The organism is Kribbella sp. WER1 (assembly GCF_054189145.1).
This window is the reverse complement of sequence record NZ_CM135186.1, coordinates 6,429,782-6,455,610: the sequence shown is the minus strand read 5'-3', so window position 1 is coordinate 6,455,610 and position 25,829 is coordinate 6,429,782. Positions and strand designations below refer to the sequence as shown.

Annotated in this window: 27 protein-coding genes; 12 read left to right on the top strand and 15 right to left on the bottom strand. The window is 69.8% G+C overall.

All coding sequences use genetic code 11. The annotated features are described in order from the left end of the window. Positions 1 to 4 precede the first annotated feature (4 nt). Positions 5 to 1,168 (top strand): glycogen synthase, encoded by a 1,164-nt coding sequence (gene glgA / locus ACXJJ3_RS31575; RefSeq protein WP_458165500.1) that lies wholly within the window; start codon positions 5 to 7, stop codon positions 1,166 to 1,168. On the opposite strand, the gene ACXJJ3_RS31570 is transcribed toward glgA, so the two are convergent. Further along, positions 1,141 to 1,554, bottom strand: a complete 414-nt coding sequence (locus tag ACXJJ3_RS31570; RefSeq protein ID WP_458165499.1) for a hypothetical protein — start codon at positions 1,552 to 1,554, stop codon at positions 1,141 to 1,143. The two genes, glgA and ACXJJ3_RS31570, sit on opposite strands and share 28 nt — an antisense overlap. 568 nt (positions 1,555 to 2,122) lie before the next feature. On the opposite strand from ACXJJ3_RS31570, the gene ACXJJ3_RS31565 reads away from it, so the two are divergent. Next, a complete protein-coding gene (locus ACXJJ3_RS31565; protein ID WP_458165498.1) occupies positions 2,123 to 3,346 on the top strand; it encodes a hypothetical protein in 1,224 nt (407 codons plus the stop codon). Here the strand turns inward: ACXJJ3_RS31565 and ACXJJ3_RS31560 are convergent. Continuing rightward, a complete protein-coding gene (locus ACXJJ3_RS31560; protein WP_458165497.1) occupies positions 3,318 to 4,145 on the bottom strand; it encodes a helix-turn-helix domain-containing protein in 828 nt (275 codons plus the stop codon). The genes ACXJJ3_RS31565 and ACXJJ3_RS31560 overlap by 29 nt on opposite strands. A gap of 102 nt (positions 4,146 to 4,247) precedes the next feature. Between ACXJJ3_RS31560 and ACXJJ3_RS31555 the strand changes: the two genes are divergently transcribed. Further along, a complete protein-coding gene (locus tag ACXJJ3_RS31555; protein ID WP_458165496.1) occupies positions 4,248 to 5,102 on the top strand; it encodes an oxidoreductase in 855 nt (284 codons plus the stop codon). Between the two features lie 53 nt (positions 5,103 to 5,155). Here the strand turns inward: ACXJJ3_RS31555 and ACXJJ3_RS31550 are convergent, their stop codons facing one another. Further along, positions 5,156 to 5,707 carry a TetR family transcriptional regulator gene (locus ACXJJ3_RS31550; protein ID WP_458165495.1) on the bottom strand — a complete coding sequence of 184 codons (552 nt, stop codon included), beginning with the start codon at positions 5,705 to 5,707 and terminating at the stop codon, positions 5,156 to 5,158. Positions 5,708 to 5,779: 72 nt separating this feature from the next. On the opposite strand from ACXJJ3_RS31550, the gene ACXJJ3_RS31545 reads away from it, so the two are divergent. Then, the gene (locus ACXJJ3_RS31545) at positions 5,780 to 6,775 is read left to right on the top strand and encodes an alpha/beta hydrolase (RefSeq protein ID WP_458165494.1); all 996 of its coding nucleotides are present in this window, start codon (positions 5,780 to 5,782) and stop codon (positions 6,773 to 6,775) included. A 121-nt stretch (positions 6,776 to 6,896) separates the two neighbouring features. On the opposite strand, the gene ACXJJ3_RS31540 is transcribed toward ACXJJ3_RS31545, so the two are convergent. The 3 genes from ACXJJ3_RS31540 to ACXJJ3_RS31530 form a co-directional block, all read right to left on the bottom strand. After that, the gene (locus tag ACXJJ3_RS31540) at positions 6,897 to 7,847 is read right to left on the bottom strand and encodes a type IV toxin-antitoxin system AbiEi family antitoxin domain-containing protein (protein ID WP_458165493.1); all 951 of its coding nucleotides are present in this window, start codon (positions 7,845 to 7,847) and stop codon (positions 6,897 to 6,899) included. Positions 7,848 to 8,003: 156 nt separating this feature from the next. After that, on the bottom strand, positions 8,004 to 9,449 hold the full coding sequence (locus ACXJJ3_RS31535) for a leucyl aminopeptidase family protein (protein ID WP_458165492.1): 1,446 nt from the start codon (positions 9,447 to 9,449) through the stop codon (positions 8,004 to 8,006). 198 nt (positions 9,450 to 9,647) lie between these two features. Further along, positions 9,648 to 9,815 carry a DUF3117 domain-containing protein gene (locus ACXJJ3_RS31530; RefSeq protein WP_012923066.1) on the bottom strand — a complete coding sequence of 56 codons (168 nt, stop codon included), beginning with the start codon at positions 9,813 to 9,815 and terminating at the stop codon, positions 9,648 to 9,650. Between the two features lie 176 nt (positions 9,816 to 9,991). Between ACXJJ3_RS31530 and ACXJJ3_RS31525 the strand changes: the two genes are divergently transcribed. Genes ACXJJ3_RS31525 through ACXJJ3_RS31515 form a run of 3 tightly spaced genes read left to right on the top strand, consistent with a single transcriptional unit; the run spans position 9,992 to position 13,760 of the window. Continuing rightward, positions 9,992 to 10,822, top strand: coding sequence for a PaaX family transcriptional regulator (locus tag ACXJJ3_RS31525; protein WP_458165490.1), 831 nt, complete (start codon positions 9,992 to 9,994; stop codon positions 10,820 to 10,822). Between the two features lie 20 nt (positions 10,823 to 10,842). Beyond that, a complete protein-coding gene (locus tag ACXJJ3_RS31520) occupies positions 10,843 to 11,634 on the top strand; it encodes an enoyl-CoA hydratase/isomerase family protein (protein WP_458165489.1) in 792 nt (263 codons plus the stop codon). A 44-nt stretch (positions 11,635 to 11,678) separates the two neighbouring features. Next, positions 11,679 to 13,760 (top strand): alpha/beta hydrolase-fold protein, encoded by a 2,082-nt coding sequence (locus ACXJJ3_RS31515; RefSeq protein WP_458165488.1) that lies wholly within the window; start codon positions 11,679 to 11,681, stop codon positions 13,758 to 13,760. Between the two features lie 192 nt (positions 13,761 to 13,952). Here ACXJJ3_RS31515 and ACXJJ3_RS31510 read toward each other — a convergent pair whose 3' ends face one another. The 6 genes from ACXJJ3_RS31510 to ACXJJ3_RS31485 all read right to left on the bottom strand — a co-directional run bounded on the left by ACXJJ3_RS31510 (position 13,953) and on the right by ACXJJ3_RS31485 (position 19,678). Beyond that, on the bottom strand, positions 13,953 to 14,513 hold the full coding sequence (locus ACXJJ3_RS31510; protein WP_458165487.1) for a DNA-3-methyladenine glycosylase I: 561 nt from the start codon (positions 14,511 to 14,513) through the stop codon (positions 13,953 to 13,955). Positions 14,514 to 14,745: 232 nt separating this feature from the next. Beyond that, positions 14,746 to 16,392, bottom strand: a complete 1,647-nt coding sequence (locus ACXJJ3_RS31505; protein ID WP_458171970.1) for a DivIVA domain-containing protein — start codon at positions 16,390 to 16,392, stop codon at positions 14,746 to 14,748. A gap of 54 nt (positions 16,393 to 16,446) precedes the next feature. Continuing rightward, complete coding sequence (locus ACXJJ3_RS31500; RefSeq protein WP_458165486.1) at positions 16,447 to 17,283, bottom strand: LOG family protein; 837 nt, start codon at positions 17,281 to 17,283, stop codon at positions 16,447 to 16,449. A gap of 37 nt (positions 17,284 to 17,320) precedes the next feature. Then, a complete protein-coding gene (gene dapE, locus ACXJJ3_RS31495; protein ID WP_458165485.1) occupies positions 17,321 to 18,388 on the bottom strand; it encodes a succinyl-diaminopimelate desuccinylase in 1,068 nt (355 codons plus the stop codon). Further along, the gene (locus ACXJJ3_RS31490) at positions 18,385 to 19,071 is read right to left on the bottom strand and encodes a VOC family protein (RefSeq protein ID WP_458165484.1); all 687 of its coding nucleotides are present in this window, start codon (positions 19,069 to 19,071) and stop codon (positions 18,385 to 18,387) included. Before ACXJJ3_RS31490 ends, dapE begins: the two co-directional genes overlap by 4 nt. A 10-nt stretch (positions 19,072 to 19,081) precedes the next feature. Next, a complete protein-coding gene (locus ACXJJ3_RS31485) occupies positions 19,082 to 19,678 on the bottom strand; it encodes a CGNR zinc finger domain-containing protein (RefSeq protein ID WP_458165483.1) in 597 nt (198 codons plus the stop codon). Between the two features lie 63 nt (positions 19,679 to 19,741). Here ACXJJ3_RS31485 and ACXJJ3_RS31480 point away from each other — a divergent pair, with 63 nt between their 5' ends. The 4 genes from ACXJJ3_RS31480 to ACXJJ3_RS31465 are packed head-to-tail and all read left to right on the top strand — an operon-like array spanning position 19,742 to position 21,505. Next, a complete protein-coding gene (locus ACXJJ3_RS31480; protein WP_458165482.1) occupies positions 19,742 to 20,392 on the top strand; it encodes a pyridoxine/pyridoxamine 5'-phosphate oxidase in 651 nt (216 codons plus the stop codon). Then, the gene (locus ACXJJ3_RS31475) at positions 20,383 to 21,048 is read left to right on the top strand and encodes a maleylpyruvate isomerase family mycothiol-dependent enzyme (RefSeq protein WP_458165481.1); all 666 of its coding nucleotides are present in this window, start codon (positions 20,383 to 20,385) and stop codon (positions 21,046 to 21,048) included. The genes ACXJJ3_RS31480 and ACXJJ3_RS31475 overlap by 10 nt, the downstream gene beginning before the upstream one ends. After that, positions 21,048 to 21,326 (top strand): hypothetical protein, encoded by a 279-nt coding sequence (locus ACXJJ3_RS31470; RefSeq protein ID WP_458165480.1) that lies wholly within the window; start codon positions 21,048 to 21,050, stop codon positions 21,324 to 21,326. The genes ACXJJ3_RS31475 and ACXJJ3_RS31470 overlap by 1 nt, the downstream gene beginning before the upstream one ends. Then, positions 21,254 to 21,505 (top strand): GNAT family N-acetyltransferase, encoded by a 252-nt coding sequence (locus ACXJJ3_RS31465; protein ID WP_458171969.1) that lies wholly within the window; start codon positions 21,254 to 21,256, stop codon positions 21,503 to 21,505. Before ACXJJ3_RS31470 ends, ACXJJ3_RS31465 begins: the two co-directional genes overlap by 73 nt. 22 nt (positions 21,506 to 21,527) lie before the next feature. Here the strand turns inward: ACXJJ3_RS31465 and ACXJJ3_RS31460 are convergent, their stop codons facing one another. Beyond that, positions 21,528 to 21,905, bottom strand: coding sequence for a MerR family transcriptional regulator (locus ACXJJ3_RS31460; RefSeq protein ID WP_458165479.1), 378 nt, complete (start codon positions 21,903 to 21,905; stop codon positions 21,528 to 21,530). Positions 21,906 to 21,980: 75 nt separating this feature from the next. On the opposite strand from ACXJJ3_RS31460, the gene ACXJJ3_RS31455 reads away from it, so the two are divergent. Further along, positions 21,981 to 22,709 carry an SDR family oxidoreductase gene (locus ACXJJ3_RS31455; RefSeq protein ID WP_458165478.1) on the top strand — a complete coding sequence of 243 codons (729 nt, stop codon included), beginning with the start codon at positions 21,981 to 21,983 and terminating at the stop codon, positions 22,707 to 22,709. 63 nt (positions 22,710 to 22,772) lie between these two features. Here the strand turns inward: ACXJJ3_RS31455 and ACXJJ3_RS31450 are convergent, their stop codons facing one another. Both ACXJJ3_RS31450 and ACXJJ3_RS31445 read right to left on the bottom strand, forming a co-directional pair. Then, the gene (locus tag ACXJJ3_RS31450) at positions 22,773 to 24,797 is read right to left on the bottom strand and encodes a DUF4185 domain-containing protein (protein ID WP_458165477.1); all 2,025 of its coding nucleotides are present in this window, start codon (positions 24,795 to 24,797) and stop codon (positions 22,773 to 22,775) included. 3 nt (positions 24,798 to 24,800) lie between these two features. Next, the gene (locus ACXJJ3_RS31445) at positions 24,801 to 25,826 is read right to left on the bottom strand and encodes a glycoside hydrolase family 172 protein (RefSeq protein WP_458165476.1); all 1,026 of its coding nucleotides are present in this window, start codon (positions 25,824 to 25,826) and stop codon (positions 24,801 to 24,803) included. Positions 25,827 to 25,829 lie beyond the last annotated feature (3 nt).

Sequence of the window (25,829 nt, the reverse complement as noted above, 5' to 3'; positions counted from 1 at the left end):
CGGTATGAAGGTCGCCATCCTGACGCGTGAGTTTCCACCGGACGTGTACGGCGGTGCCGGGGTGCATGTGGACTTCCTGGTCCGCGAGCTGCGCCGGCTGATCGACGTGGACGTGCACTGCATGGGCGAGCCCCGCCAGGGCGCCACCGCGCACTCCGAGGACGACCCGCGGATGCCGACCGCGAACGCGGCGCTGCGGATCCTGTCCACGGACCTGACCATGACCGCGGCGGTCGGCGACGCACAGCTCGTCCACTCGCACACCTGGTACGCGAACATGGCCGGCCACTGGGCGAAGCTGCTGTACGACGTACCGCATGTCGTGACCGCGCATTCGCTGGAGCCGCGGCGCCCGTGGAAGGCCGAGCAGCTCGGCGGCGGGTACCGGCTGTCCAGCTGGGCGGAACGGACCGCGTACGAGGCCGCCGACGCGGTCGTCGCGGTCAGCCGCGGGATGCGTACCGACGTACTCGACTGCTACCCGTCCGTCGACCCGGCTCGCGTCCATGTGATCTCCAACGGGATCGACGCCGACTTCTACCACCCGGATCCGGCGACGCACGTGCTCGAGCGGCTGGGCGTCGACCTGAACCGCCCGTACGTGACGTTCGTCGGCCGGATCACCCGGCAGAAGGGCGTACCGCACCTGCTCCGCGCCGGCCTCCGGCTGGACCCGTCCGTGCAGCTCGTGCTGCTGGCCGGCGCGGCCGACACGGTCGAGCTGAAGGCGGAGACCGACGCGTTGATCGAGGACCTGCGGATGGCCCGCGACGGCGTGTTCGTGGTGTCGGAGATGCTGCCGCGCGAGGAGGTCCGGCAGGTCCTGACGCATGCGCTGGCGTTCTGCTGCCCGTCGATCTACGAGCCGCTCGGGATCGTGAACCTGGAGGCGATGGCCTGCGAGACCGCGGTCGTCGCGAGCGCCGTCGGCGGCATTCCCGAGGTCGTCGACGACGGCGTCACCGGCATCCTGGTCCCGTACGACGAGACCGACACCGACACGTTCGAACGCGGCCTGGCCGACGGCATCAACGCCCTCGTCGACGACCCCGCGAAGGCCGCGGCGATGGGCAAGGCCGGCCGGGAGCGGGCGGTCTCGCAGTTCGGCTGGGACGCCGTCGCTCAGCAGACCGTGCAGCTCTACAGCAGCTTGCTCACCCGCTCGTAGTCGCTCGGGTCCGCGGGTGCTCCAGCGGTCAGGTCCCGGTCGAAGAGTTCGCCGTACAGCGTCCGCAGCTTGGCCGCCTGCGCGCTCCACGCGATCTCCTGGCGAAAGGCGGGCTCGCCGAGCCGGTAGCTGTCCTTGCGGCTCAAGCTGTACTCGAAGAGCTTGTTCGGCAGCGCCATCTGGTGGTTCGGCGCCGGCAGCATCGGGATGATGCCGCTGTAGACGAGCAGCGGGACGTCGGCCGGCAGCCCGGCGCGACTGCGGATGTCGTCCTCGATCGATTCCCCGTCCCGGACGTCCGGGATGTTGAGCACGACCTCCGGCATCCGGTCGAGCGCGTGCTCCTGCCGCAGACGCTGCGCGATCGCCGGGCTGACCGTGATCACCCGGTCGACGGCCGACAGATAGTCCCGCTCGTGCCGCGCCCAGGCGGCGACGAAGCGGCGCGTACGGCGATCCCGATGACGTGCATGTCGTGGGCATGCACGACGTCCGGTGCGAGCCGGTCGAGAAGTCTCCGAAGATCGTCTCGTAGTCGAAGGCCTCCGGGACGACTCCGGGCCAGCTCACGCCCCAGGAGGTCCGCGCGACGACACCGTCCCAGACCCGCCAGCCGAGCTTGAACACGCGGTTCTGCTGGCGGATCAGCAGTCCGCCGGCGCGGGCTCCGGTGAAGACGAGCCGGCGCGTCCGGTGACCGAGCAGCCGAAGCCGACCGCGGCGAGCGCCGACGGTCAGGTCGGCGAGCGCTGCCGCTTCCTTCAGAACTCTGCTGTCGTTGACGATGTCGTTGGCGACGAGCGCGACGACATGTTGGCGGTAGGTCACCTCCGTAACCACGCGGCGGGAGTACGGATCCGCCGCGTCCGAGCCGGACGACGGTAGGGAAATCCCCACCCCGGTTCGGGATCTCGCACCCTTCTGGAGGGCGGCGCGCGACGGTTGGCTTGGCCTATGACTTCACGCCTGACCAAGACCGTCGCCGCCACCCTCGCCACCGCCGCGCTGCTCGCCTACCCGGCAGCTGCTTTCGGTGCAGTGAACCACCCTGCACACTCCACAGTCGTCGGACGGCACGGAACGGTCGTCTCGGCCACCCCGATCGCTCAGCTGACAGCAGCTCAGCTCGACGCGGCGGCAGCCGACTTCCCCGGCGCGCCGACCTCCGCGTACGCGGTCACGGCGTACCGCCTCAGCTACCGCACCACGGACGCGCAGGGCCGGCCGACAACAGCCAGCGGGATCGTCGTACTCCCGGACGGCCGCCGCGGCGCGCTGACCGTGACGGAGTACCTGCACGGGACGAACGCCACCAAGGCGGCGGCCGCGTCCGTCGACGATCTGTCGACGGACCGCCTGGTCACGGCACTGTTCGCCGGCCAGGGCCTCGTCGGCGTGGCGCCCGACTACCTCGGGCTCGGCCTGGGCCCGGGACCGCACCCGTACCTCGACACGAAGACCGAGACGTCAGCATCGGCCGACCTGCTGCTGGCGGCCCGGACCTTCGCCGCCAGGCACGGCGTGACCTTCAAGCGCGACGTCCTCGTCACCGGCTTCTCGCAGGGCGGCCGCGCGTCGCTGGCGTTCGGCCGTGCGCTGAGCCGCGGCGAGGTCGGCCCCTTCCGACTGGGCGCGCTCCGGGCGGTCGCAGGCCCGTACGACCTGCTCGGCGAGGAACTGCCCGCAGCCTTCGACGGCCGCGTGATCCCGCCGACCGCGACGTTCTACCTGGCCTACCTCGTGACCGCGTGGAACCGGACGGTCGGCCTGTACGGCGACCCGCGCGAGGCGTTCCAGCCGCCGTACGCGGCGACCGTCGAGGGCCTGTTCGACGGGTCGCACACCGACCAGGAGATCGTCGCCGGCCTGCCGGATTCGCCCGAGAAGCTGCTCACGCCTGGGTTCGCCGCTCGGTTGCAGCACCCGACCGGGAAGCTGCTGCGCGCGATCCAGGCGGCCGATCAGGTCTGCCAGGACTGGACCCCGCGCGTCCCGGTACACCTGTACAGCGGCACGAAGGACACCGACGTCGTCGCCGCGAACGCCGACTCCTGCGCGGCCTCGCTCCGACGGCGCGATGCAGACGTGACGGTGCATTCGATGGGCGCGGTCGACCACACCGGTACGGCGTTCGCGGCGTACCCGGAGATCATTCGGGCCTTCGCTCGACAGGCCTAGCGACGAGGCTGCCGAGCAGCGCGAGCGATTCGGCGTCCCGGGATCCGGGGACCGCGTGGAAGACGACCAGCGTGACGTTGTCGGTGCCGCCCACGGTCAGCTTGTCCGAGCGGAGGTCGAGGTCGCCGACCTCCGGGTGGGTCAGCCGGCTGAGGCGGCCGCGCCGCGGGCGGACCTCGTGCCGCGCCCATAGCTGCCGGAACCGCTCGCTGCGGACCGAGAGGTCGCCGACGAGTTCCTTCAGCCGCGGGTCGTCGACGTTCGGGCCGAGCTCGGAGCGCAGCGCCGCGACACCTTCCTCGGACAGGTCCTCCCAGTCGCGGCGCAGTTCGCGTTCGCGCGGATCGAGCAGGACAGCGGTGAGCAGGTTGACGCCGACCCGGTAGTTCGGGGAGAGCGCGGCGCAGAGCGGGTTGACCGCGAGCACGTCGGTGTACTTGTTCTGCACGTACGCCGGATGGTCCGGCCACCCGTCGATCAGTTCGACGATGCTCTCCGGCGCCTGCTCCGCCCGGGGCCGGGGGTGCAGCCCCGGCTGGGCGAGTCCGAGGAGGTAGTTCCGCGCGTCCGCGTCCAGCCGCAGTACGTCGGCCAGCGCCTCGAGGACCTGCGGCGACGGGTTCCGGTCGCGGCCCTGCTCGAGGCGGAGGTAGTAGTCGGCGCTGATCCCGGCGAGCATCGCGACCTCTTCGCGGCGCAGCCCGGGGACGCGACGCAGCCCGGCGCTGCGGATCCCGGCCTCCTCGGGCCGGACCTGTTCGCGCCGCGCCCGCAGGTAGTCGCCCAGCGCGTTCTCCACAGGCCCACGGTAGACCTGGTACGCCGCGACAGCCTGTGCCCTGCCACTACCAGGAACGGCGAGGCACTCCCTGTTCCGCGCGCGACGCCGAACAGTGGAGGTATGACGAATTCGACCATCACCCTTGCCGACGACCTCACCATCACCCGGATGGGGTACGGCGCGATGCAGCTGGCCGGCCCCGGGGTCTTCGGACCGCCGAAGGACCGCGACCAGGCGATCGCCGTACTGCGGGAGGCCGTCGCGCTCGGCGTCACCCACATCGACACCAGCGACTTCTACGGCCCGACCGTGGTCAACGAGATCATCAAGGAGGCGCTGCATCCGTACCCGGACGACCTGCATCTGGTCACCAAGGTCGGCGCCCGGCGCGGGCCCGAGGGCTCGTGGGACGTCGCGCTGGAACCGGACGACCTGAAGCGGCAGGTCCACGAGAACCTCGAGCACCTCGGCCTCGACGTACTCGACGTGGTCAACCTCCGCACCGCGGCCCGCGAGGAAAGCAACCACGACTCGATCGCCGAGCCCTACACGGTGCTCGCCGAACTCCAGCAGGAGGGGCTGATCCGGCACCTCGGGCTGAGCGCGGTCACGATGCCGCAACTCCGGGAAGCCGCCGCGATCGCGCCGTTCGTCACCGTGCAGAACCTGTACAACCTGGTCACCCGCGCGGACGACGACCTCGTCGAGTACTGCGCCGGGCACGGCATCGCGTTCGCCTCGTTCTTCCCGCTCGGCGGGTTCAGCCCGCTGCAGTCGGAGACCCTCGCGAAGGTCGCCGCCCGCCTGGACGCCACCCCGCAGCAGGTCGCGCTCGCCTGGTTGCTGCAGCGCTCCACGACCAGCGTGGTCATCCCGGGTACGTCGTCGGTGGAGCACCTCCGCGAGAACGTCGCCGCCCGGGACCTCGTCCTCCCCGCGGACGCCGTGGCCGAACTGGACGCGATCGGCGCCTGACCGCCGCTTCGCGGAACTTTTCCGCCGCTCAGCGACGAATAAGTTCCGGAAAGCTAGCGCAGTTCGCGTTGCAGCATCCGGATCAGGTCCTCGACGTCGGCCTCGACCATCGGCTCGCCGGTCATTCCCATCCGGTGCAACAGCGTGCCGATCACCACGTCGATGACGAACAGCACCCGCTGCTCGGACAGCCCGAGGGCCTCCATCAGGACCTTGCGGTACGGGTCCTGCAGCTGGGTGGCGAGGATCTCGCGGAGCGCCGGATCCCCGATCGCGTCGGTGAACACCCCCGCGAACGCCGCGGCGACACCGGGCTCGGCGACCGCGCGGGCGCCGTACCGGATCGCGGCGGCGACGTCGGCGTCGCGGTCCTGCCCGGTCAGCGGCAACGGACCGAACGAGTCCACCAGGGTCGCGGTGACCAGCGCGCCCTTCGACGGCCAGCGGCGGTAGATCGTCGTCTTCGCGATCCCGGTGGCGGCGGCGATCCGGTCGACGGTGGCCCGGGTGTACCCGAGCTCGTGGATCGTCCGCAGCGTCGCCGCGAACACCTCCGTATCGACGCTGGACCGGGGCCGGCCGGGCGGCCGGGTGCTGGAAGCCATAGGCCCACCCTACCTAGTTATGCTACCGTCGGTATCGATACCAATCGTAGCGAAACCGCAGGACGGTGCCCGATGCTCAAGACCGCCGCCACCACCAAGACACACCAGCCGCACCAGACACACCAGCCGCCACTGGGCGTCCGCCTGGTCTACTCGCTCCGCAAGGAGCCCGACTACCGCACGATGTCGCCCGCGGACCTGGCCGCGTTCGGCGAGGTCGCGAACCGGATCGTCACCTCGCGCCTCGCCCCGCTGCTGACCGGCTTCCCGCACCGCGGCGTGACCATCGGCTGGCAGCAGGTCCAGCTCGCCGACCGCACGCTCCGGGTCCGCGTCTACCGCCCGCACCGGCAGGGCAAGCTCCCGCTCGTGCTGCACGTCCACGGCGGCGGCTACGTCGGTACGGCGGTGCAGTGCGACTGGATCAACAGCCACGTCGCCGCCCGCGTGTCGGCCGTGGTGGTGTCCGTCGAGCACCGGCTGATGGACCACGACACCCCGCTGGCCGCGATCGTCGACGACGGCTGGGACGTCCTGCGGCACGTGTTCCAGAACGCCGCGGACTGGGGCATCGACCCGACCCGGGTGGCGGTCGCCGGCGAGAGCGCCGGGTCGATGGTGGCGGCGCTGTCCGCGCTCCGCGCCCGGGGCGCGGGCCTGTCCTTGCGGGCGCAGGTGCTGGTCAACCCGTGCGTCGACGTGACCGCGACGGCGCTCGACTACGACTCGGTGGCGCAGTACCCGGAAACGCCGACGCTGACCCGCGAGGGCCTCGAGTTCTTCCGGCGCCTCGCCGTACCGGAGGGCACCGATCCGCAGTCGTTGTCGCCGCGGTACGCCGGCAACCTGGCCGGCCTGCCGCCGACGCTGGCGATCATCCCGGTGCTCGACCCGGTCGCGGACCACGGGCGGGTGTACGCCGACGAACTGCGCGCGGCCGGGACCGCGGTCGAGGTCGGCGAGTACGACAAGGCCGGGCACGCCTTCATCAGCATGCCCGGCCTGGTACCGCAGGCGAAGCCGGCCCGGGACCGGATCGTCGACTTCCTCTGCGCGCGGTTCAGGTAGTCGCCTCTCGTGGGTCCACCACCCCGCTGCAGGGTTTGCGCCCGAGATCCTGGGCGCAAACCCTGCATCTCGGACGCCAACCCACGAAAGGCGCGGGCCGGGGACGGGAGTCGGCGGGCTGTCAGCCGGCCAGCGGGGTACGGCGGGCGCGGTCGAACGCCTGCCGGATGCGCATCGCAGTGCGGGCCGGATGTTCGAGGTCCGCCCAGGTGATCCGGACGACCTCCAGCCCCAGTGCCCGGAGGCGGTCCTCACGTAGCTTCTCCCGAACCAGCACCTCAGGCGACCCGTCGCCGTACTTCGTCAGACCGTCGAACTCGACGACGGTGTTGTACTCGGGGAACCAGAAGTCCACCCGGCCGACGAAGCCGTCCGCATCGGCGAATTCCGCCTGAAGCGCCGGTGCCGGCAGACCCTCGTTGTGGAGGAGGACCCGCAGCCGCGTCTCGCCCACAGACTCGGACAACGGATCGGCGAAGTCGAGCACGGCACGAATCCGCGGACCACCGTTGCACGTCACCTCGCGCAGCCGGCGCAACTCATCCTCGTTCACGTCGGACCTCCGAAAGGCCGCATCGGCGCTCACCACACCCGCTTCGAAGGACGACGTACCGGCGACCTCCACCACCGCTCGGGTCAACGCGGTCACGGCGAGCCCGTCAACCGTCGTCACATCCGACGTGGTGAGCGACGACCGGTGGTGCCGTACGTCGGTCCTCGGCCCGCTCCGGGCGCCCGCGGTCCGCGTCAACTGGACTTCGGAGAGGTCGGCCAGCCAGACGGGTACACCGTGCATAACGAGTGCCGAATGGTGGCTGACGACCGCGGTGCCTGGGCGCATGGAGTTCATCGCCGCGTGCACGAGACGCCGGTGGGCGACAAGGCCCCGCTCCCAGGCGGGCAGGTCGCGCGTGTCCGAGCGCTCGGCGTACTGCCCGTACCTGATCCGCTCCCAGCGCCCGTCGGTCAGGCGCCGCTGGATCTGCTCACGGGTGTATCCGGCGCTCATCGCCTGCGCCCGGCTGACCACGCCGCCCTGCCGCGCCGCGATCGCCTTCAGTCGTCCGTTCACCCCACCAGCATCAACCGCCGGCCGCCTACCGCGCTGCCCCCACGGCCCGCCCTGTGGATAACCCTCTGGTGGGTCCACCTATCAGGTGCAGGGTTTGCGTCCGAGATCCAGGGCGCAAACCCTGCATCTCGGACGTCAACCCACGAAAGGTGCGCTTCAGGCGATGCCGGAGGTCGGCGTGTCGGAGGCCAGCCAGGTGCTGAGCAGCCGGGCGCCGGCCCCGGTCGCGCCGGTCGAGTACTCGAACCGGTCGGCCGGCGACTCCGCGATCGACGACAGGTCAAGGTGCGCCCACGGCACGTCGCCCGCGAACGCCTTCAGGAACAGCGCGGCGGTGATCGACCCCGGGCCCTTCGAGCTGTTCACCGAGTCCGCGACCGGGGTCGCGATCAGCTCCTCGTAGGCGGCCGGCAGCGGCATCCGCCACAGCTCCTCGCCGGAGACCCGGCCGGCATCGGCGAGGTTGTCCGCGAGCGCGTCGTCGGTGGCGAACAGCCCGCCGTACAGCATCGCGCCGAGCGACACCTTGATCGCGCCGGTCAGCGTCGCGATGTCGACGAGCACGTCCGGCTTCAGCTCCTGGACGGCGTACGCGAGACCGTCGGCGAGCACCAGCCGGCCCTCGGCGTCGGTGTTCTTCACCTCGGTGGTGCGGCCGCCGAAGTGCCGGATCACGTCGTCCGGACGGTACGCCGTCCCCGACGGCATGTTCTCCGCCGCGCAGATCAGGCCGGTGACCCGGACGTTCGCACCGAGGTCGCGGAGCGCCGACATGGTCGCGATCACCGAGCCGCCGCCGGTCATGTCGCGCTTCATCGACACCATGCCCTCGCGGGGCTTCAGCGACAGGCCGCCGGTGTCGTACGTGATGCCCTTGCCGACCAGCACGACGTACGGCGTGTCCTTGCCGGAGCCGGCCGGGGCGTAGTCGAGCCGGATGAACCGCGGCGGGCGGGTCGAACCCTGACCGACCGCGAGGATCCCGCCGAACCCGTCGGCGGCCAGCTGCTTCTCGTCCCAGACCGTCGACACCAGACCGGTCGCCGCGGCGATCTCGGTCGCCCGCGCGGCCAGCCAGGCCGGGTCCTTCTCGTTCGACGGGGTGATCGCGAGCTGCCGCGCCAGCCAACCGGTCCGGCCGATCACGACACCGCGGTCCAGCACGTCCTGCCGCGCGGCGGCCGACCCGTCGGTCAGCGTCACCGCACCGACCGCGGGCTTGCCCGGATCGACGGTCTTCTGGGTGTACGAGAACGACCCGAGCACGACGCCCTCGGCGAACGCCTGGAGCGCCGCGTCATCGATGCCCTCGGCAACCACGGTGGTGAGCTCGTCCTTGCCGCGACCGAACCGGGCGATCGCCGCCCCGGCGTGTCGCAGGTCCTTCGCGTCCCCGGCACCGGCCCCGACCAGCAGGATCTCGGTCACCTCGCCGGCCAGCAGCGGGTACGCCGCCGTACTGCCGGCGCTCGGCGTGAAGCCGGTCTCGCGCTGCACCTCGAGCAGCCGGCCGAGGTCGACCCCCAGCCGCTCACCCGCCTCCTTGGCGGCGGCCGGCAACTCGTCGCCGACGACGATCACCCAGGTCGACGACCCGTGCACCGGAAGACCGGGCTGCCAGACGACACCCGGAAGGCTGGGAAAAGGGGACGAGCTGCTGCGGCGAGCCACTAGGAGGACCTCACTGTGGTTTGATCAAACAGAGTTGGACAACCGTAACGACCCCGGCCGGTGCCTGGGCAGGCACCCACCGGGGTCGGAGTGACAGACAGGGGGCGCTGGCACCCCCGGAGGTTGTGATCAGCCGACGACGGCCTTCAGTGCGTTGCCGAGCTCGGTCGCCTCGTCGGCGTTCAGCTCGACGACGAGCCGTCCGCCGCCCTCGAGCGGAACCCGCATCACGATCCCGCGGCCCTCCTTGGTGACCTCGAGCGGACCATCGCCCGTCCGCGGCTTCATCGCCGCCATGCGCGCACCCCTTCCCAGTGTCGGTGTTGAGCGACGACACCGCGCGGGGGACCGTGGCCGGCGCCGTTGCGGTGATGCGCCGTCGGCGCGTATCGCAGTGTTAATCGGTGTGTACCGCACCCCATTATTCCCGATCTCAGGCCAAGGCCGTGCACCATACGGCAGACTCGAGTCTTGTGCACGCCCGTTCAGCCCTTTTCGACCTGTACGGCGACCACCTGCGCGCGCGAGGTGCGCAGGCTCCGGTCGCGGCCCTCGTCCGGCTGCTCGCGCCGCTGGGCGTGCATCCACCGGCCGTCCGGACCGCCGTGTCCCGGATGGTCCGGCAGGGCTGGCTGGAGCCGGTCCGGATCGAGGGACAGCCCGGATACGGACTGACCTCCCGGGCGCGTCGCCGCCTCGACGACGCGGCCGCGCGTATCTACCGGACCGCGCCGGACGGCACGCCGGTGGTGACCGGTTCGGAGGGTCCGGGCGACTGGGACCGGCACTGGCACCTGGGCATTCTCCGCGAGGTGCCGAACGCCCGCCGCCGCGACCAGCTCGCGAGCCAACTCGCCTTCCTGGGTTGGGCTCCGCTGTCCGACGGCGCCTGGGTGGGGCTGCGCAACGACGCCGAGGTGGACCAGATCCTCGAGATGGAGGGCATCGCCGCGGACCGCTTCCGGGCGCCGGTGGACGCCGGGGCCCCGACGTTCGCCCGGCGGGTCTGGAAACTCGACGAGCTCGGCGCGTCGTACGACGCCTGGCTGATCGAGGCGAAGGCGCTGGTCGACGGCGGCGGCGCGGACGCGGGCGACGAGCAGGCGTTCGCGGTCCGGTCCGAACTGGTGCACGAATGGCGCAAGTTCCTGTTCCGGGATCCGGGGCTGCCGGACGAGCTGCTGCCGGCCGGCTGGGCCGGGACCAAGGCGGCCGCGTTCTTCGATTTCCACGCCGAACGATTGGGCCCCGCGGCCGGGCGTTTCGTCGACGACTGCCTGACCCAGCACGCAAATTCTCACTGACAGTCAAGGAGCTGACCACGATGAGTGATTCCGTCCTGTACGCCGTCAATGCAGGCGTCGCGACCGTCACCCTGAACCGGCCGGACGCGATGAACTCGCTCGACACGCCGACCAAGGTGCTGCTCCGCGACACGATCCGCGCCGCCGCCGACGACCCGGCGGTGCGGGTCGTCGTACTGACCGGGACCGGGCGGGCATTCTGCGTCGGGCAGGACCTGAAGGAACACATCGGGTTGCTGCAGGCGAACGACCAGGCCGCGCTCTGGAGCACCGTGCCGGACCACTACGCACCGATCGCGCTGGCGCTCGCCGAGATGCCGAAGCCGGTGATTGCCGCGGTCAACGGGGTGGCCGCCGGGGCCGGCGCGTCGATGGCGTTCGCGTGCGACTTCCGGGTGGTCGCGGACACGGCCGGCTTCAACCTCGCGTTCACCGGCATCGCGCTGTCCTGCGACACCGGCATCTCCTGGACCCTCCCCCGCCTGATCGGCCACGCCCGCGCCCTCGAACTGCTCTACTTCCCGCGGACCGTCCCGGCCGCCGAAGCCCTCGAACTCGGCCTGGCCTCGTCGGTCGTCCCCGCCGCCGACCTCGACGCCGCCGTACTCGAGCTGGCCCGCAAGCTGGCGGCCGGCCCGACCGTCGCGTACGGCGCGGTCCGCCAGTCACTCGGCTACTCGGCGAGCCACACCCTCGCCGAGTCCCTGGCCTTCGAGGCCGCCAAGATGCAGGAAACCGGCGCCACCGAAGACCACCACAACGCCGTAGCCGCCTTCGTCGCCAAACAAAAGCCCACCTTCACCGGACGGTGACCGAAGGCTTGTAATCGTTTACGTAAGCGATTACAAACTGCCGTGTGAGGAAACTGCTGCTACCTGTCCTGACCGCCGCCACGCTGGTCGGGAGTCTCGTCGTACCCGGCTCGAGTGCGGCCCCCGCGCCCGAGCCCGGGACCATCAAGTCCGCCGCCATCCGCTCCGCGACGCTCGGTGAGGACATCGACTACAACGCCTACCTGCCGGCCGGGTACGACACGTCCACCCGCCGGTACCCGGTGCTCTACCTGCTGCACGGCCGCGGCGACACGATGAGCGCCTGGACCCAGGTGAAGAGCCGCCTGGACGACCTGATCGGGCGCGGCGAGATCCCGCCGACGATCGCGATCATGCCGGACGCACCCTGGAGCAACCGGGCGAGCTGGTACGTCGACTCGGCGTACAAAGGTGCCCAAGACGGTCAAACACAGCCGGGGCGTCCGGTGGAGACCGCGTTCTTCAAGGACCTGGTCCCGCAGGTGGACGCGACGTACCGGACGATCGCCGACCGCACCGGCCGCGCGATCGCCGGGTACTCGATGGGCGGGGCGGGTGCGCTGCGGTACACGCTCGCGCATCCGGACGTGTTCGGCGCGGGCATCGTGCTCAGCCCGGCCGTCTACTTCCCGCTGCCGCCGAGCGATTCCAGCACCCGCGATTTCGGTGCCTTCGGCAAGGGTAAGGACCCGTTCGCCGAGGCGACGTACCTGAAGCTGAACTGGCCTGTCGCGCTCAGGTCGTTCGCCGCGAGCGGGCTGTCCTCGCATCTGTACATAGCGGTCGGCGACGACGAGTACAAGAACCCGAAACCCGTTGACGCCACCCACGACCTCGACTTCGAGGCGCACGTCGTCTACAACCAGGCGGCCCGGGTGCCGAACCTGACGTCGGAGTTCCGCGTCGTCGACGGCGGGCACGACTGGGACGTGTGGGGGCCGACGTTCACCGAAGGCGCGAAGTACGTCTTCCAGTACCTCGGGAAGCCGCCGGCCACGCCGATGCAGGCCGAGATCACCGACCTCGGCGGCGACGACCGCGCCGGCGGGATCGCAACCGATGCCTCGGGCAACGTTTACCAGGCGGCCTCCGGGACGGACGTGTCGGTGACCAAGTACGCCGCGGACGGGTCGCGCGCCTGGACCCGGACGTTGGGGTCGAGCGGTTCCGACCGGGCGTACGGCGTCGCGGTGGACGCGGACGGGCGGGTCGTGGTGACCGGGTACACCAACGGTGACCTCGACGGGGCGCATCCCCGGAACACCACCGACGACGCGTTCGTGGCGCAGTACGACGGCGACGGGAATCGGCGGTGGCTGACGCAGTTCGGCGTACCCGGCGTTGCTGATCGCAGCTACGGGCTGGCGGTGGACGGGACGGACGTGTACGTCGGCGGTTACACGAAGGGCGCGCTCGGCGGGGCGAATCAGGGCGACAAGGACGTGTTCGTCGCGCGGTACGACGGCGACGGCAAGCAGGTGTGGCTGCGGCAGAACGGCAGCGCGGGCGAGGACAAGGGCATGGCGGTCGCGGTGTCCGGCGGTTCGGTGTACCTCGGCGGGATGACGAGTGGCTCCGGTGGGATCGACGGGCTGCTGATGCGGTACTCGACCGCGGGTGATGCTGTGTGGACGAAGCAGATCGGTACGTCGGCGTCCGACGAGGTGTGGGGGCTGGCGGCGGATCCCGCCGGCGGCGTGTACCTGACCGGGTACACGGCCGGCGACTTCGCGCGAACGTTGATCGGCGACAAGGACATCGTGGTCGCGCGCGCGGACGCGGACGGCGTACTGACCTGGCGCGACCAGTTCGGGACCAGCGGGAACGACAAGGGCGCCGCGATCGCTGTGGACACAGGCGGTTCGGTGTACGTCGGCGGATTCACCGACGGCGCGCTGGAGACGCCGCTCGGGAAGTTCGACGGCGTACTGGCGAAGTACTCGCCGGATCACGTCCGTAGTTGGACGCGGCAGTTCGGGACCGCGGACGACGACGCCGCTGATGCTTATGCGGAAGCGAATCTGTATCTGACGACCGGTGCGGACGGCGTGCAGTTGAGCGGGCTGACCGGAACAGATGTGTTCCGGACCAGCTTCACCGCGGACGGGACGAACAAGCGCCCGTAGGAAAATTTGGTGGGCTCCACGACCGCGTTCCGGCCGGGCGAGTCACGGCCGGACAACCACCTGACAGTCGGGGAGCCCGCTGAACACCTCATCACGTTCCGTACCCGGAGCACAACTCGTTCAGCCGTTTGTCTTGGGAAATCCGCAAAAAGCCTTATGCAGTTGCCGTTTGCAGATGCACGTGCACGAGCATCACCGTGCAATACAGGTTTTCAGATGGTCGTTGACGATACCGGTGGCCTGCATCAACGCGTACGCCGTGGTGGGTCCGACGAACACGAACCCATGCTTCTTCAGCGCCTTCGACATCGCCACCGACTCCGGCGTCGTCGCCGGTACGTCGGCGAGCGTCTTCGGCACCTTCTGCTTCGCCGGCCGGAACGACCACAGCAACTCGGTGAACTCACCTTCCGCCAGCTCGAGCAGCGCGCGGGCGTTCGAGATCGTCGCGTTGATCTTCAACCGGTTCCGGACGATGCCGGTGTCGGCCATCAACCGCTCGAAGTCGGCATCGCCGTACGCCGCGATCACCTCCGGGTCGAACCGCGCGAACGCGGACCGGAAGTTCTCCCGCTTCCGCAGGATCGTGATCCACGACAGCCCCGACTGGAACCCCTCGAGCGTCATCCGCTCGAACAGCCCGACGTCGCTGCGGATCTCCTTACCCCACTCGGTGTCGTGATACTCAACGTACTCCGGCGCCGAAGTAGCCCACCCGCACCGCTCCTGCCCGTCCGGGCTTGTCACCGTCACCCGATCTCCTCCACAACCCACCGAAGCAACACCCGCGTCAGCCCCTCGAACACCGGCCGCACAATCGCATCTGCCCCGACGAACGCGCGCCCGAGCCACACGTTGCCGTCCCGCGGACGACCGCCCCGGGACGCGTCACCGCGCACAAGCGCAGCAGCTCCCACTGCCCAACGACCATGCCACCAGTGAACCCGACCCCACCGACAAAACTCCGCGAGCCGGCTCCCCACCATCAGCTAGGCCGCTGATAAACCCCATCCCCACCCTCCGAAGCCGGCGGCCAAAACCGCCACCCTTCGTCCCCCTCCTGCGGCTGCCCCGCCCCATCCACCTGCGACTCACCCGCCGCACGCGGCGAACCAGCCTGCCGTCCGTTCGACTCCCCCACCTGCTGCTCACCGGATTGCTCCACGTGACCCGACTGCCCCGTCCAGTGCCCACCGCTCGCCTGCTGCTCGCTGGCCTGCTGCTCGCTCTGCGGCTGCTGGCCGTTGAGCGCGTCCGGCTCGCCGGTACTCGGCTCGCTCTGTGTACTCGGCTCGCTCTGTGTGCTCGACTCGGCTGGCTGCTGGCGGTTCGCCGGCTGACCGTTCCAAGCGTTCGGCTGCTGCCACTCGGCTCGGGTCGGCTGTTCGTGGGGCGCCGGCTGCGCTGCGGGGCTCGGTTCCGGGGCCGGGGGTGCTGTTGGTTGTTGTAGGCGGACGGGGGCGGGCTGGTTGAGCTTCAGCTCGTCGTACTGCTGTGCAGGGGTGAGCGCAGATGGCTCCGGGTGGGGCCGGTTCTGCGGGGCTGGGTGAGACGGTTGGTACGACGCTTGTGGCTGCTCGTCCTCCGGCGCAGGAGCCGGAGTACGCCGCGGGGCTACCGGCTGCGACTGGGCTTCCAGTACTGCGCGCGCCTCCGCCTGCAACCGCTCGTACTCATCAGCAGCAGCCCGCCCGGCCCGCGGCAGCTCCCGCGTCTCCGGCTCATCCCCGCCACCAGCATTCCCAAGCCCACCAGCCTCCGCAGCCCCGGCACCAGCACTCCCAAGAGCACCAGCCTCCGCAGGCCCGGCCTCCGCAGTATCAACTGCAGCCGCCGCAGTACCCGCCGCAGCCTCCGGCGTACTAGCGTCAGCCTCCGGCGTATCAGCACCAACCTCCGACGTACGAGCGGCGTCCGCCGTACCAGATGCCGTCTCCGACGTACGAGCTGTCCCCGGCGTATCAGCTGCCGTCTCCGGCGTATGAGCTGCGTCGCCGACGTCTGCACCGCCAGCAGCACGCGCGCCGTCCGCCGCATCAGCATCAGCACCAGCATCAGCACCAGCAGCCTCAGCTCGGGCGGCTTCACTCTCGGTCGGTGCGCCGACAGCCCCGGTCGCCGCAGTACGAGCAGCGTCCTCGCCTCCAGCAGCAGCGGGCTCCGTCGTACCGGCAGCAGCCGCGGCGTCCTCCGTATCAGCAGCATGCGCTTCGTCGCTGGGTGTGTCTTCGGACGCCGGGGTGATGGGGTCGGGGCCGCCTACGAGGATGGGTTGGTGGGAGCCGGTGTCTTCGAAGTCGGGGGTTTCGTACGGCTTCGAGGTGAAGCCGTGGCCCTCGGGGGAGTCGACGATGGGGGCGACGGCGCGTTCGAGGTCGGCGATTCGGCGGTCGCGTTCGGCGACCTCCTTCGCGACGCGTTCGAGCAGGGTGTCGACCTCGTCCATCCGGTAGCCGCGGACGCCGACGGCGAACCTGGCCGACTCGATGTCGGTCGAGGTCAGCGCCTGGCGGGCGGGGACGGTCATGTCGGGACGGTCGTCGTACGCCGTACTCATGGCACCCCAACGCCCCGAGGCGACCACCGCGACAGCCCCGATCAACAGCACCACGATCAGCCCGAAGAACCACATCACGGGTCCGATCGTGCCATGCCGCCCGAGTCACCCGCACAATCACCCGGGGTTTCAGCTGCCGTCGGACCCCAGGGCGCGCGTCCCGTCGACCTCGGCCGCGGCGGCCGCGGCGGCTTCCTCGGCGGCGGCGTCGGCGAGTTCGCCGGCCTTGACGATGTAGCTGATCGCCTCGTCGACGTCGTCGGTGACGACGAACATGTCGAGGTCGGCGGCGGAGATCTTGCCGTCCTCGAGCATCGTCGTACGCAGCCAGTCGACCAGCCCGCCCCAGTACGACGTGCCGAACAGCACGACCGGGAACGACGTGACCTTGCGCGTCTGCGCCAGCGTGAGCGCCTCGAACAGTTCGTCGAGCGTGCCGAACCCGCCGGGCATCACCACGAACCCCTGGGCGTACTTCACGAACATCGTCTTCCGGGTGAAGAAGTACCGGAAGTTCATCCCGATGTCGACCCATTCGTTCAGGCCGTTCTCGAAGGGCAGTTCGATGCCGAGCCCGACCGACACGCCGCCGGCTTCGGACGCCCCGCGGTTCGCGGCCTCCATGACGCCCGGCCCGCCGCCGGTGATCACGGCGTACCCAGCGCCGACCAGCTTCCGCCCGAACTCCTCGGCGGCGGCGTACATCGGATCGTCCGGCTTGGTCCGCGCGGACCCGAACACGCTGATCGCGGACCCGAGCTCGGCGAGCATCCCGAATCCCTCGATGAACTCCGACTGGATCCGCAGCACCCGCCACGGGTCGGTGTGCACCCAGTCCGACGGCCCGCGGCTGTCCAGCAGCCGCTGCTCGGAGGTGGAGTGCTGCACCTGACTGCGCCGCATCACGATCGGCCCGCGCTGCTGCTGGCCGACCGGACGGTCGGGGTGGATCGATGGTTCTGACATGCGTCCAGGTTATGGCCTGTCCGGTAACCGGGCCCGTCTAGGCGTGGTCTGTCAACCAACTCCTCAGCCGCTGTTCACACAGCTCGATCTCGGCCTCGGGCACGAACTCGTCCTGCTTGTGCGCGTACAGCGGGTCACCCGGCCCGTAATTCACCGCCGGTACGCCGAGCAACGTGAACCGCGCCACGTCCGTCCACCCGAACTTCGGCTGCGGGTCCCCACCCACCACCTGCAGGAACGCCGCCGCGGCCGGCCGCTCCAGCCCGGGCAGTCCGCCGGGCGCCGAGTCCGTGACGACCACGTCGTACCCCTCGAACACCTCCCGCAGGTGCGCCTCGGCCTCGGCCTCCGACCGGCTCGGCGCGAACCGGTAGTTGATCGTCACTGTGCACAGATCCGGTACGACGTTCCCGGCGACGCCGCCGGTGATCGCGACCGCGTTCAGCCCCTCGCGGTACTCGAGCCCGTCGATCGGCACCCGGCGCGGCTCGTACCGCGCCAGCCGAGCGAGCACCTCACCCGCCGCGTGGATCGCGTTCGACCCCATCCAGGAGCGGGCCGAGTGCGCGCGCTCGCCGCGGGTGCTGACCTCGATCCGCATCGTGCCCTGGCAGCCGGCCTCCACGACGGCGTTCGACGGCTCCATCACGACCGCGAACACGCCCTCGAGCAGCTCCGGGTTGGAGCGGGTCAGCTTGTACAGCCCGTTCCGCTCGGCCTCGATCTCCTCACAGTCGTAGAAGACGTACGTGATGTCCCGGTTCGGCTCGTCGAGGGTCGCGGCGAGCCGCAGCGCGACCGCGACGCCGCCTTTCATGTCGCAGGCGCCGAGGCCGTGGATCAGCCCGTCGGCGCGGCGGGCCGGGAGGTTGTCGTTGAGCGGGACGGTGTCCAGGTGACCGGCCAGAACCACTCGCTCGTCGCGCCCGAGGTCGGTGCGCGCGACGACGGTGTTGCCGTGCCGGAACACCTTCAGGTGCGGGTACGCCGTGAGCGCCTTCTCCACCTTGTCGGCGAGCTTCTCCTCGGTGCCGCTGACCGACGAGACGTTGACCAGTACCTCGGTCAGGTCGGCGGCGCTCGCGGTCAGGTCCAGCTTGGTCATGAAGTCTCCGACGGTGGCAGGAACACACAGAACTCGTTGCCCTCGGGGTCGGCGCAGACGTGCCAGCCGATCTCGCTGTCCCGTGGCCGGAGCAGTGTCGCACCCGCGTCGAGGACCGGTTGCAGCGCGGGTGCGGTGACGTCCCAGTGGACGCGGTTCTTGACGGTCTTCGGCTCCGGGACCGGGACGAACACCCAGTACGGGAACGGGAGGCCGGGGACGTTCTCCAGCCAGTACCACGGGACGTCCGGCGTACTCGCGACCTCGCCGCCGACGATGTCCGCCCACCAGCGCGCCTGCCGCTCCGGGTCGGCCGAGTCGACGACCAGTTCCATCAGCCTGTACGCCGGGTCCGTATCGCGGACGAATCCGCAGAACTCGCCGCCTTCGGGATCCGTGAGTACCGTCCAGTGCTGCTCCTCGGACTGCGGCGACGTCACGGTCGCCCCGGCCGCCTGCAGGTCGGCGACCGCGCCGGCGTGCACGTCGAGGTGCACCCGGTTCTTCACGGTCTTCGGCTCCGGGACCTGGCACATCCAGACGGTCTGCTCCGGTACGTCGCCGACCAGCACGCCGGGGTTGTCGGCCGGCGTCGTCAGGCCCAGCACCCGCCCCCAGAACGCGGCCATTTCACTCGGCGACGCCACGTCGACACAGAGGTCCTTGAACCGCGCGACAGTCATAACGCCCAGGCTATCCGGCGGTGCGTTTCCGGTAGTGGCGGTTCACCCGCTCGCGATTCCCGCAGGCCGGTGAGCACCAGGTCTGCCGCGGGTCGTCCTGGAGGAAGTACTTCACACACCGCGCCGCCGGACACGCCCGCAACCTGGCACGATCCGGCCCGGTGAGGAAGTCGATCGCCGACCGCCCGACCGCGCCCACGAGGAGGCCCACCGGGTCGTCGGTCCGGTAGGCCCATCGCACGCTCGGCAGTTCGTCCCACTCCAGCCGCGTCGTCCCGAGCAACTCCGCCGCCTGGTTCACCACCTCCAGCGCGTCCTCCACCTTCATCAACCGATTCGCGTCGGCCTTGCTCGGCGTCCCCGGCGCAACCGCCCGCGCGAACAACGCCCGTACCGCCCCCCGCACCCGCACCAGCTCGCCCCACCCCCTGGCCGCATCCAGTGTGGGGAGGATTTCCGCCCCGCCCGGGGGCAAAAACCTCCCCAGGTCGGTCGAGTGCTCACGCAGCCAGGCGGCCGTCTGCTCGGGTGTCGAGAGGAGGTCGGCGATGCCGCCGTGGCCGTCGTGCTTGATGGTGGCGGCCAGGGCGAAGGCCAGGGTGGTCATTCGGTGATACTAATGGGAAAACCTGTTGCTGCCATGTGAATACCTGGCCTAGGGTCTCGGAGCGTGACCGACCTTCGTACCCGGCTGCGCGCCGTGCCGACGCTGACCGGGACCCCGCCGGCCTTGGACCCGTCGACCGCCCCGGACGCCCCGCACGACCTGTTCGTCGACTGGCTGCTGACCGCGATCGACCACCCGGTGGTCGAGCCGTGCGCCGCGACCCTCTCGACCGTCCGCGCCGACGGCCGGCCGAATGCGCGGGTGCTGATCCTCAAGGACGTGACTCGCGACGGCTGGCAGTTCGCGTCGACGTCGACCAGCCGAAAGGGCGAAGAGCTGACGACCTCGCCGTACGCCGCGCTCACCTTCTACTGGGTCCCGCTCGGCCGGCAGGTCCGGATCGCCGGCCGGGTGCAGCCTGCCGCGCGCGAGGACTCCGACCGCGACTTCCGGCAACGGCCCGTCGCGGCCCGGGCGGAGGCGCTGGTCGGCAAGCAGAGCGCCGTACTCACGGATCGCTCGGAGATCGACGCGGCCGTCAAGGAACAGCAGGACCGGATCGCGCTCGACCCGGACCTGGTCGCGCCGACCTGGACCCTGTACTCGCTGCACGCCGACGAGGTGGAGTTCTGGCAGGCCGACCCGGATCGCCGGCACGTACGGCTGCGCTACACCCTCGACAACACCTGGACGAAGGAATTCCTGTGGCCCTGAACGACGTACACGCGATCGCCGACCAGTTGCTCGCGCTCACCGCGGACCTCGACGACGCGACCGCCCGCGGCGACTCGGTGCTGCCCGGCTGGTCCCGCGGTCACGTGATCACGCACATCGCGTACTTCTCCGAAGCGATGACCCGCCAGGTCGAGGAAGCCCTCCAGGGCCGGCTCGTCGAGGTGTACGACGGCGGCCGCCCCGCCCGCGACGCCGCCATCGAAGCCGGCGCCGACCGCCCCGCCGCCGAGCTCAAGACCCACCTGACGCAGGCGGTCACCGCGCTGCTCGCCTCCTGGGACAAGGTCAGCCCGACGGACTGGCCGCTCCCGATCCAGCATCGCAACAGCAACCTCTCCGCCGGCCTGCAAGCGACCTGGCGCGAACTCACCATCCACACCTCAGACCTCAACCTCGGCGTCACCCCCGCGAGCTGGTCCAAGGACTTCTGCCTCCACCTCCTCGACTTCCTCCGCCCCCGCACCCCCGACCACACCCACCTGATCCTCCAGTCCCCGGAAACCACCTGGGAAAACGGCACCGGCGCCGAAGTGAAACTGACAGGCCCCCTCACCTCACTCACCGCCTGGTACGCCGGCCGCCCCACCCCGACCACCATCACCGGTCCCACCCCCGACCTACTCCCCTGGCCGTAATGGACATCACCACCGCGCTGGGCCCGGACACCCTCGCGACCATCACCGAGTCGCTCCTCGCGCAACTGCCCACCTGGTTCGGCATCCCCGAGGCCAACGCGGAGTACGTACGGGCCGCCCACACCCTCCCCGGCGTGGTGGCGTACGCCGGGGACGAACCAGTCGGCCTACTCCTCCACAAGCGGCATTTCCCCAGGCGACCGAAATCCACCTGCTGGCAGTCAAGCCCGATCATCACCGCCAGGGCATCGGCCGAACTCTGGTCAACCAACTGGTGACAGAGCTGCGCCGGGACGGGTGCGAACTGCTCCAGGTGAAGACCCTGGGTCCTTCGCACCCCGATCCCGGCTACGCACACACCAGGAAGTTCTACCGAGCTGTGGGCTTCCGTCCACTCGAGGAACTGCAAGGGTTCTGGGGAAGCAACCCCTGTCTGCTCATGGTCATGCCGCTGTGAAGTCGTCTGCCTGGATCCAGCCCTACGGGTGCTTGGCTGTGATCGTGATGACTTCGTCGAGGCGGTCCAGGGCGGCCTGTAGGTCGTCGACCTTGGCCTGGATGCGGTCGCGTTCGGCTCGCAGCATGGCTCGCTGCTCGGCATCGGTGTGCCCGGAGTCCCAGCACGGAAGGAGTTCCGCGATCCGCCGGCTGCTCAGGCCGGCGGCGTACATCTGCTGGATGAAGCGGACCAGGGTGACCGCGTCCGGCCGGTACAGGCGCTGGCCGGACGGGCTGCGCTCCGCGACGAGCAGTCCCTGCTGCTCGTAGTAGCGCACGGCGCGCACCGAGACGCCGGCACCCCGCGCCACCTCGCCGATGCGGACCAGACGCTCGGCCGAGGCCTCCGTGACAGTCATGGTGATGCCTCTCACTCCGAACCTGACGACCGACCCTTGACTCTGACGTCAACGTCAGGTTTTAGCGTACCGGACATGGATATCAACGACTCGGTCGCGCTCGTCACCGGTGCCAACCGCGGCCTGGGCCGCGCTTTCGCCCAGCGCCTGCTCGAACGCGGCGCTCGCAAGGTCTACGCGACGGCACGCCGACCGGAGACCGTGGACCTGCCCGGGGTCGAGGTGCTGCCGCTCGACATCGCCGATCTCACCTCCGTCCGGGCCGCCGCCGAGGCCGCCCCTGACGTCTCCCTGCTCGTCAACAACGCGGGCATCCAGACCGGTACCGATCTGGTGACCGGCTCACTGACCGCGGTGCGGCTCGAGCTGGAAACCAATGTGCTCGGCCACCTGAGCATGATCCGGGAGTTCGCGCCCGCGCTCGCCAGGAACGGCGGAGGCGCGATCGTGAACGTTCTCTCCGCTATGTCGTGGTTCGGTACCAAGGGGGCCAACGCCTACCACCTGGCCAAGGCCGCCGCGTGGGCCATGACCAACGGCGTCCGCCTGGAGCTCGCGGAGCAGGGCACGCTCGTCACTGCTGTGCACCTCGGCCTGGCCGACACCGATATGTCCGCCGGCTGGCCGGTGGACAAGATCGCGCCGTCGGACCTGGCCGATGCCGCGCTCGACGGTATCGAGGCGGGCTCCGCCGAAGTCCTCGCCGACCAGTGGAGCCGGGATGTCAAGCGCCGGCTGCCGCTGACGCCGGAAGAGTTCAACGCCGCGATGAACCACGCCCTCGCGGCGCTGACGGCGGCCTGAGTAGCCAGGCTTTCCGGAAAGAAGTTCGCACTATGCGCCAACTTCTTTCCGGAAAGCGGAGCCTCAGCTCACTGTGAAATCGTCTACCTGGATCCAGGTGTCCTTGTTCGGTCCGTCGAAGCCCGCGTAGACGGTGAGTTCGTGGACGCCTGGTGGGACCTTGACCGTGACCTCGTGGTGGACGTAGCCCGTGCCGGCGGCGAACGTCGTGCTCGCCAGGTCCGTGGTGCCGTTGCGGACGCCGAAGCGGCCCTGGTCGGCGGGGAGGTTGGCCGATGCGTTGATCCAGGAGCCGAAGGTGTACGTCGCCCCGGGCACCACCGGCACGTTCTGGTACAGGTCGCTGAAGCCTGTGCAGGTGCAGCGGATCCACCCGTTGTTTGCGCCCGAGTGGGCGAACCCGAGACCACGATCGACCCCGTTGGCCGCTGCACCTTCGAAGGACCACGCCGGCTTCCCGCCCCCGGTGCCCTCGAATCCGCCGTCCGCCAGTTGCGCGACGTACCGCACCGCCAGCTCCGACACCGTCGTGTACGAACGCGTCCCGCCGGGCAGCCCGATCACCCGGACACCATCGGCCTCTTGCGTCGGGAACGTGATCGTGTACGTCGTGTTCGCCCCGGCCGACGCATCACCCGGGTACGCCGGTGACACCGTCTGCGAGCCGACCTCGACCCAAGAACCGTCGCGCCGGACCTGTACCCGCGGACGCCCGGTGAAGTACCCGCCCTCCGCCGACACCGCGCCGGACGTGAACTCGACGTTGTTGATCTTGTGCCGCGCCGGCCACTCGTACCCCCACCACGACGCGCCCTTCACCTCGTCGTCGAAGTCCGACTCACTGCCCGTGCGAGCGCCGTCGTTCATCAACGCCAAACTCCCGGACTGCGACGACTTCGAGATCGCCACCCCGTCGGCCGCGAGGTTGTCAGGACCAGGAAGGTTCGCGGCCGGCGCATCGGACGACGGCGTCAGCACCAGCTTGCGCAGGTTGAAGTTGTACACCGACGTACCGATCCCGCCGCCCCCGCACGGGCATACGTTCGCCTGGATGTACATCGTCTTGCCGTCCGGCTGGACGAACTTCGACGGGATTGTCACGCCGTACCCGCCGTACTTCGACGTCGACCACGGATACCCGCCGAAGTCCTTGGACAGGAAGTGCTTCCACGGACCCCACGGCGTCGGCGACTCGTAGAACTCGAAGGTGTACTCGGTCCAGGACGTGTAGACATATCGCTTCTGTGCCGGGAGATACGTGACGCCGCCCTGGCTGATCACGCTGAGGTTCGACGCGTTCGTCCCGTACGTCTGCGCGTACAGCCGCCGCGTGTCGGTGAGCACCGGCTTCCGGTCCGCGAGCTTGGGCGACCACCCGGATCCGGTGTAGAACTTCCACGCACTCCGATTCTGTACCGCGTCCCGCGGAACCCGCGCCAGGAACACCGACTGCGGATCCGCGACCGTGTCGTCGAACGAATCCCGCCAGTTCCCGTCCAGCCCGTAGGCATAGACGTACCCGTCCGGAGCCGACGCACCGCCGCGACCGAAGTCCGCGAACCAGATCGTCGTGAACTCGTGGTTCGAGAACATCGGCTTCGCCTTGTCCCACGTCCAGGTCCGCCCGTGGTCGGTCGACTTCAGGATCGTCGCCGCCGGTACGTCGTTGAAGTCGAGCGCGAGGTCCTGCACCGCGAGGTACAGCGTGTCCCCGACGCACACCATCCCGGTCGGTTTGCGGTTGTACCCGGCGCCGCTCCAGACCTGCCCGAGCTGGTCGCCCTTCGCGATCGTTGCCCCGGACAAGTTCCCGGGCGTGCCGTTGATCTCGCTGACCGCGACGTCGGCGAACGGCCCGTCGGTACTGAACCCCTTGCCGTCGCCGTTCGCGGCGTACATCTTGTCGTTCTTGGACCAGCAAGACGGCCAAAGGTCGCCGTCGCTCTTGCTCGGCGTGCCCTTCGACTCGACCTGGGCGGTGCCGATCGGAGTGGTGCTTGCCGACGGCAAGCCGGAAGAGGATTGGGTGAGCAGTGTCGCCGTTCCGAAGACCAGCGGCAGGACAGCAAGCAAGGCCCCACGCTTCATGAGCTATCCCTTCAGGGTTTGGTACCAGTACGCGACCGACGACCAGTCGTCGCTGCGCTTGTTGGCGTGACCGTGCTCGATGGTCACGCGAATGCTGCGGAAGAACGTGATCGGATCCTCGATGTGGAAGCGGTACAGCGAGATCTCGCCGCTCCAGTTCTCGCCACCGGGCAGCGTGATCCCGTGGTACGGCGCCGAGTACGCCTCGCTCGGGCACCACGCGGTATTGAAGTAGTCCTCGGTCCCGGTGCCGTGCAGCGACGGCGGGAACGGCTCGCCGTCGATGAAGATCATGTCGTCGCCCTCGCCGTACCAGTTCCACTCGGGCGACTCGCGCAGGTTCCGGATGCTCACCACGCATCCGACGTAGTGCCCCTTCCCTTCGGTGTCGAGGACGACGTAGTTGCCGTCGCCGCTGAGGTTGGTGCCCTCGACCTGGTACTGCCGCAGCGTCTCGTTGCCCTGCGCAACACCGTCGGTCGGGTTCTGCCGGTGGTACGACGCGTGGAAGTACCCGAGCCCGTCCTGCGCGCCGTCGAACAGCTCGTAGTCGACGTAGTAGTAGAAGAACACCGGCGCCGTCGTCAGCTCCGAGACGATCTCCACCTTGGCCCGCGAGGCGAACGGCATGTGGAACCAGCAGTTGAAGCCCTTCCCGTCCTGCGGGCTCATCTGCAGCGGCGCCGACACGAAGTTCACGGTCCTCCCGTGCCCGACCCCGAAGAAGTCCCCGAGCGGCACCAGGACGCTGGGCTGGTCGGAGTCCTCCCAGGTGATGCGCAGGATCAGCTTGCGCAGGTAGTCGCCGTCGGCCTCGTCCGGTCCCCACGGGCTGTCCCGTGCGACCGTGCACCAGATGTGGTTGATCGACCCCGGTCCTTCGATGTCCGCCAGTACGGCGGTCTCGCCCGGGCGGATCGTCAACCGGTCGTCGTTGCCGCCGGTCCGGTCCCAGCTGGACGCCCGGCGGCGCTTGGAGTCCCGGAGCCGAGGCAGGTCACGCAGACTGCTCCCGTAGTCGCCGTACATTGG

Excerpts from the sequence above, each read along its gene's own strand:
- glgA (WP_458165500.1), top strand. The coding sequence starts at position 5 with ATGAAGGTCGCCATCCTGACGCGTGAGTTTCCACCGGACGTGTACGGC.
- ACXJJ3_RS31565 (WP_458165498.1), top strand. The coding sequence starts at position 2,123 with ATGACTTCACGCCTGACCAAGACCGTCGCCGCCACCCTCGCCACCGCC.
- ACXJJ3_RS31555 (WP_458165496.1), top strand. The coding sequence starts at position 4,248 with ATGACGAATTCGACCATCACCCTTGCCGACGACCTCACCATCACCCGG.
- ACXJJ3_RS31550 (WP_458165495.1), bottom strand. The coding sequence starts at position 5,707 with ATGGCTTCCAGCACCCGGCCGCCCGGCCGGCCCCGGTCCAGCGTCGAT.
- ACXJJ3_RS31545 (WP_458165494.1), top strand. The coding sequence starts at position 5,780 with ATGCTCAAGACCGCCGCCACCACCAAGACACACCAGCCGCACCAGACA.
- ACXJJ3_RS31530 (WP_012923066.1), bottom strand. The coding sequence starts at position 9,815 with ATGGCGGCGATGAAGCCGCGGACGGGCGATGGTCCGCTCGAGGTCACC.
- ACXJJ3_RS31520 (WP_458165489.1), top strand. The coding sequence starts at position 10,843 with ATGAGTGATTCCGTCCTGTACGCCGTCAATGCAGGCGTCGCGACCGTC.
- ACXJJ3_RS31505 (WP_458171970.1), bottom strand. The coding sequence starts at position 16,392 with ATGTGGTTCTTCGGGCTGATCGTGGTGCTGTTGATCGGGGCTGTCGCG.
- ACXJJ3_RS31500 (WP_458165486.1), bottom strand. The coding sequence starts at position 17,283 with ATGTCAGAACCATCGATCCACCCCGACCGTCCGGTCGGCCAGCAGCAG.
- dapE (WP_458165485.1), bottom strand. The coding sequence starts at position 18,388 with ATGACCAAGCTGGACCTGACCGCGAGCGCCGCCGACCTGACCGAGGTA.
- ACXJJ3_RS31490 (WP_458165484.1), bottom strand. The coding sequence starts at position 19,071 with ATGACTGTCGCGCGGTTCAAGGACCTCTGTGTCGACGTGGCGTCGCCG.
- ACXJJ3_RS31485 (WP_458165483.1), bottom strand. The coding sequence starts at position 19,678 with ATGACCACCCTGGCCTTCGCCCTGGCCGCCACCATCAAGCACGACGGC.
- ACXJJ3_RS31470 (WP_458165480.1), top strand. The coding sequence starts at position 21,048 with ATGGACATCACCACCGCGCTGGGCCCGGACACCCTCGCGACCATCACC.
- ACXJJ3_RS31460 (WP_458165479.1), bottom strand. The coding sequence starts at position 21,905 with ATGACTGTCACGGAGGCCTCGGCCGAGCGTCTGGTCCGCATCGGCGAG.
- ACXJJ3_RS31455 (WP_458165478.1), top strand. The coding sequence starts at position 21,981 with ATGGATATCAACGACTCGGTCGCGCTCGTCACCGGTGCCAACCGCGGC.
- ACXJJ3_RS31450 (WP_458165477.1), bottom strand. The coding sequence starts at position 24,797 with ATGAAGCGTGGGGCCTTGCTTGCTGTCCTGCCGCTGGTCTTCGGAACG.
- ACXJJ3_RS31445 (WP_458165476.1), bottom strand. The coding sequence starts at position 25,826 with ATGTACGGCGACTACGGGAGCAGTCTGCGTGACCTGCCTCGGCTCCGG.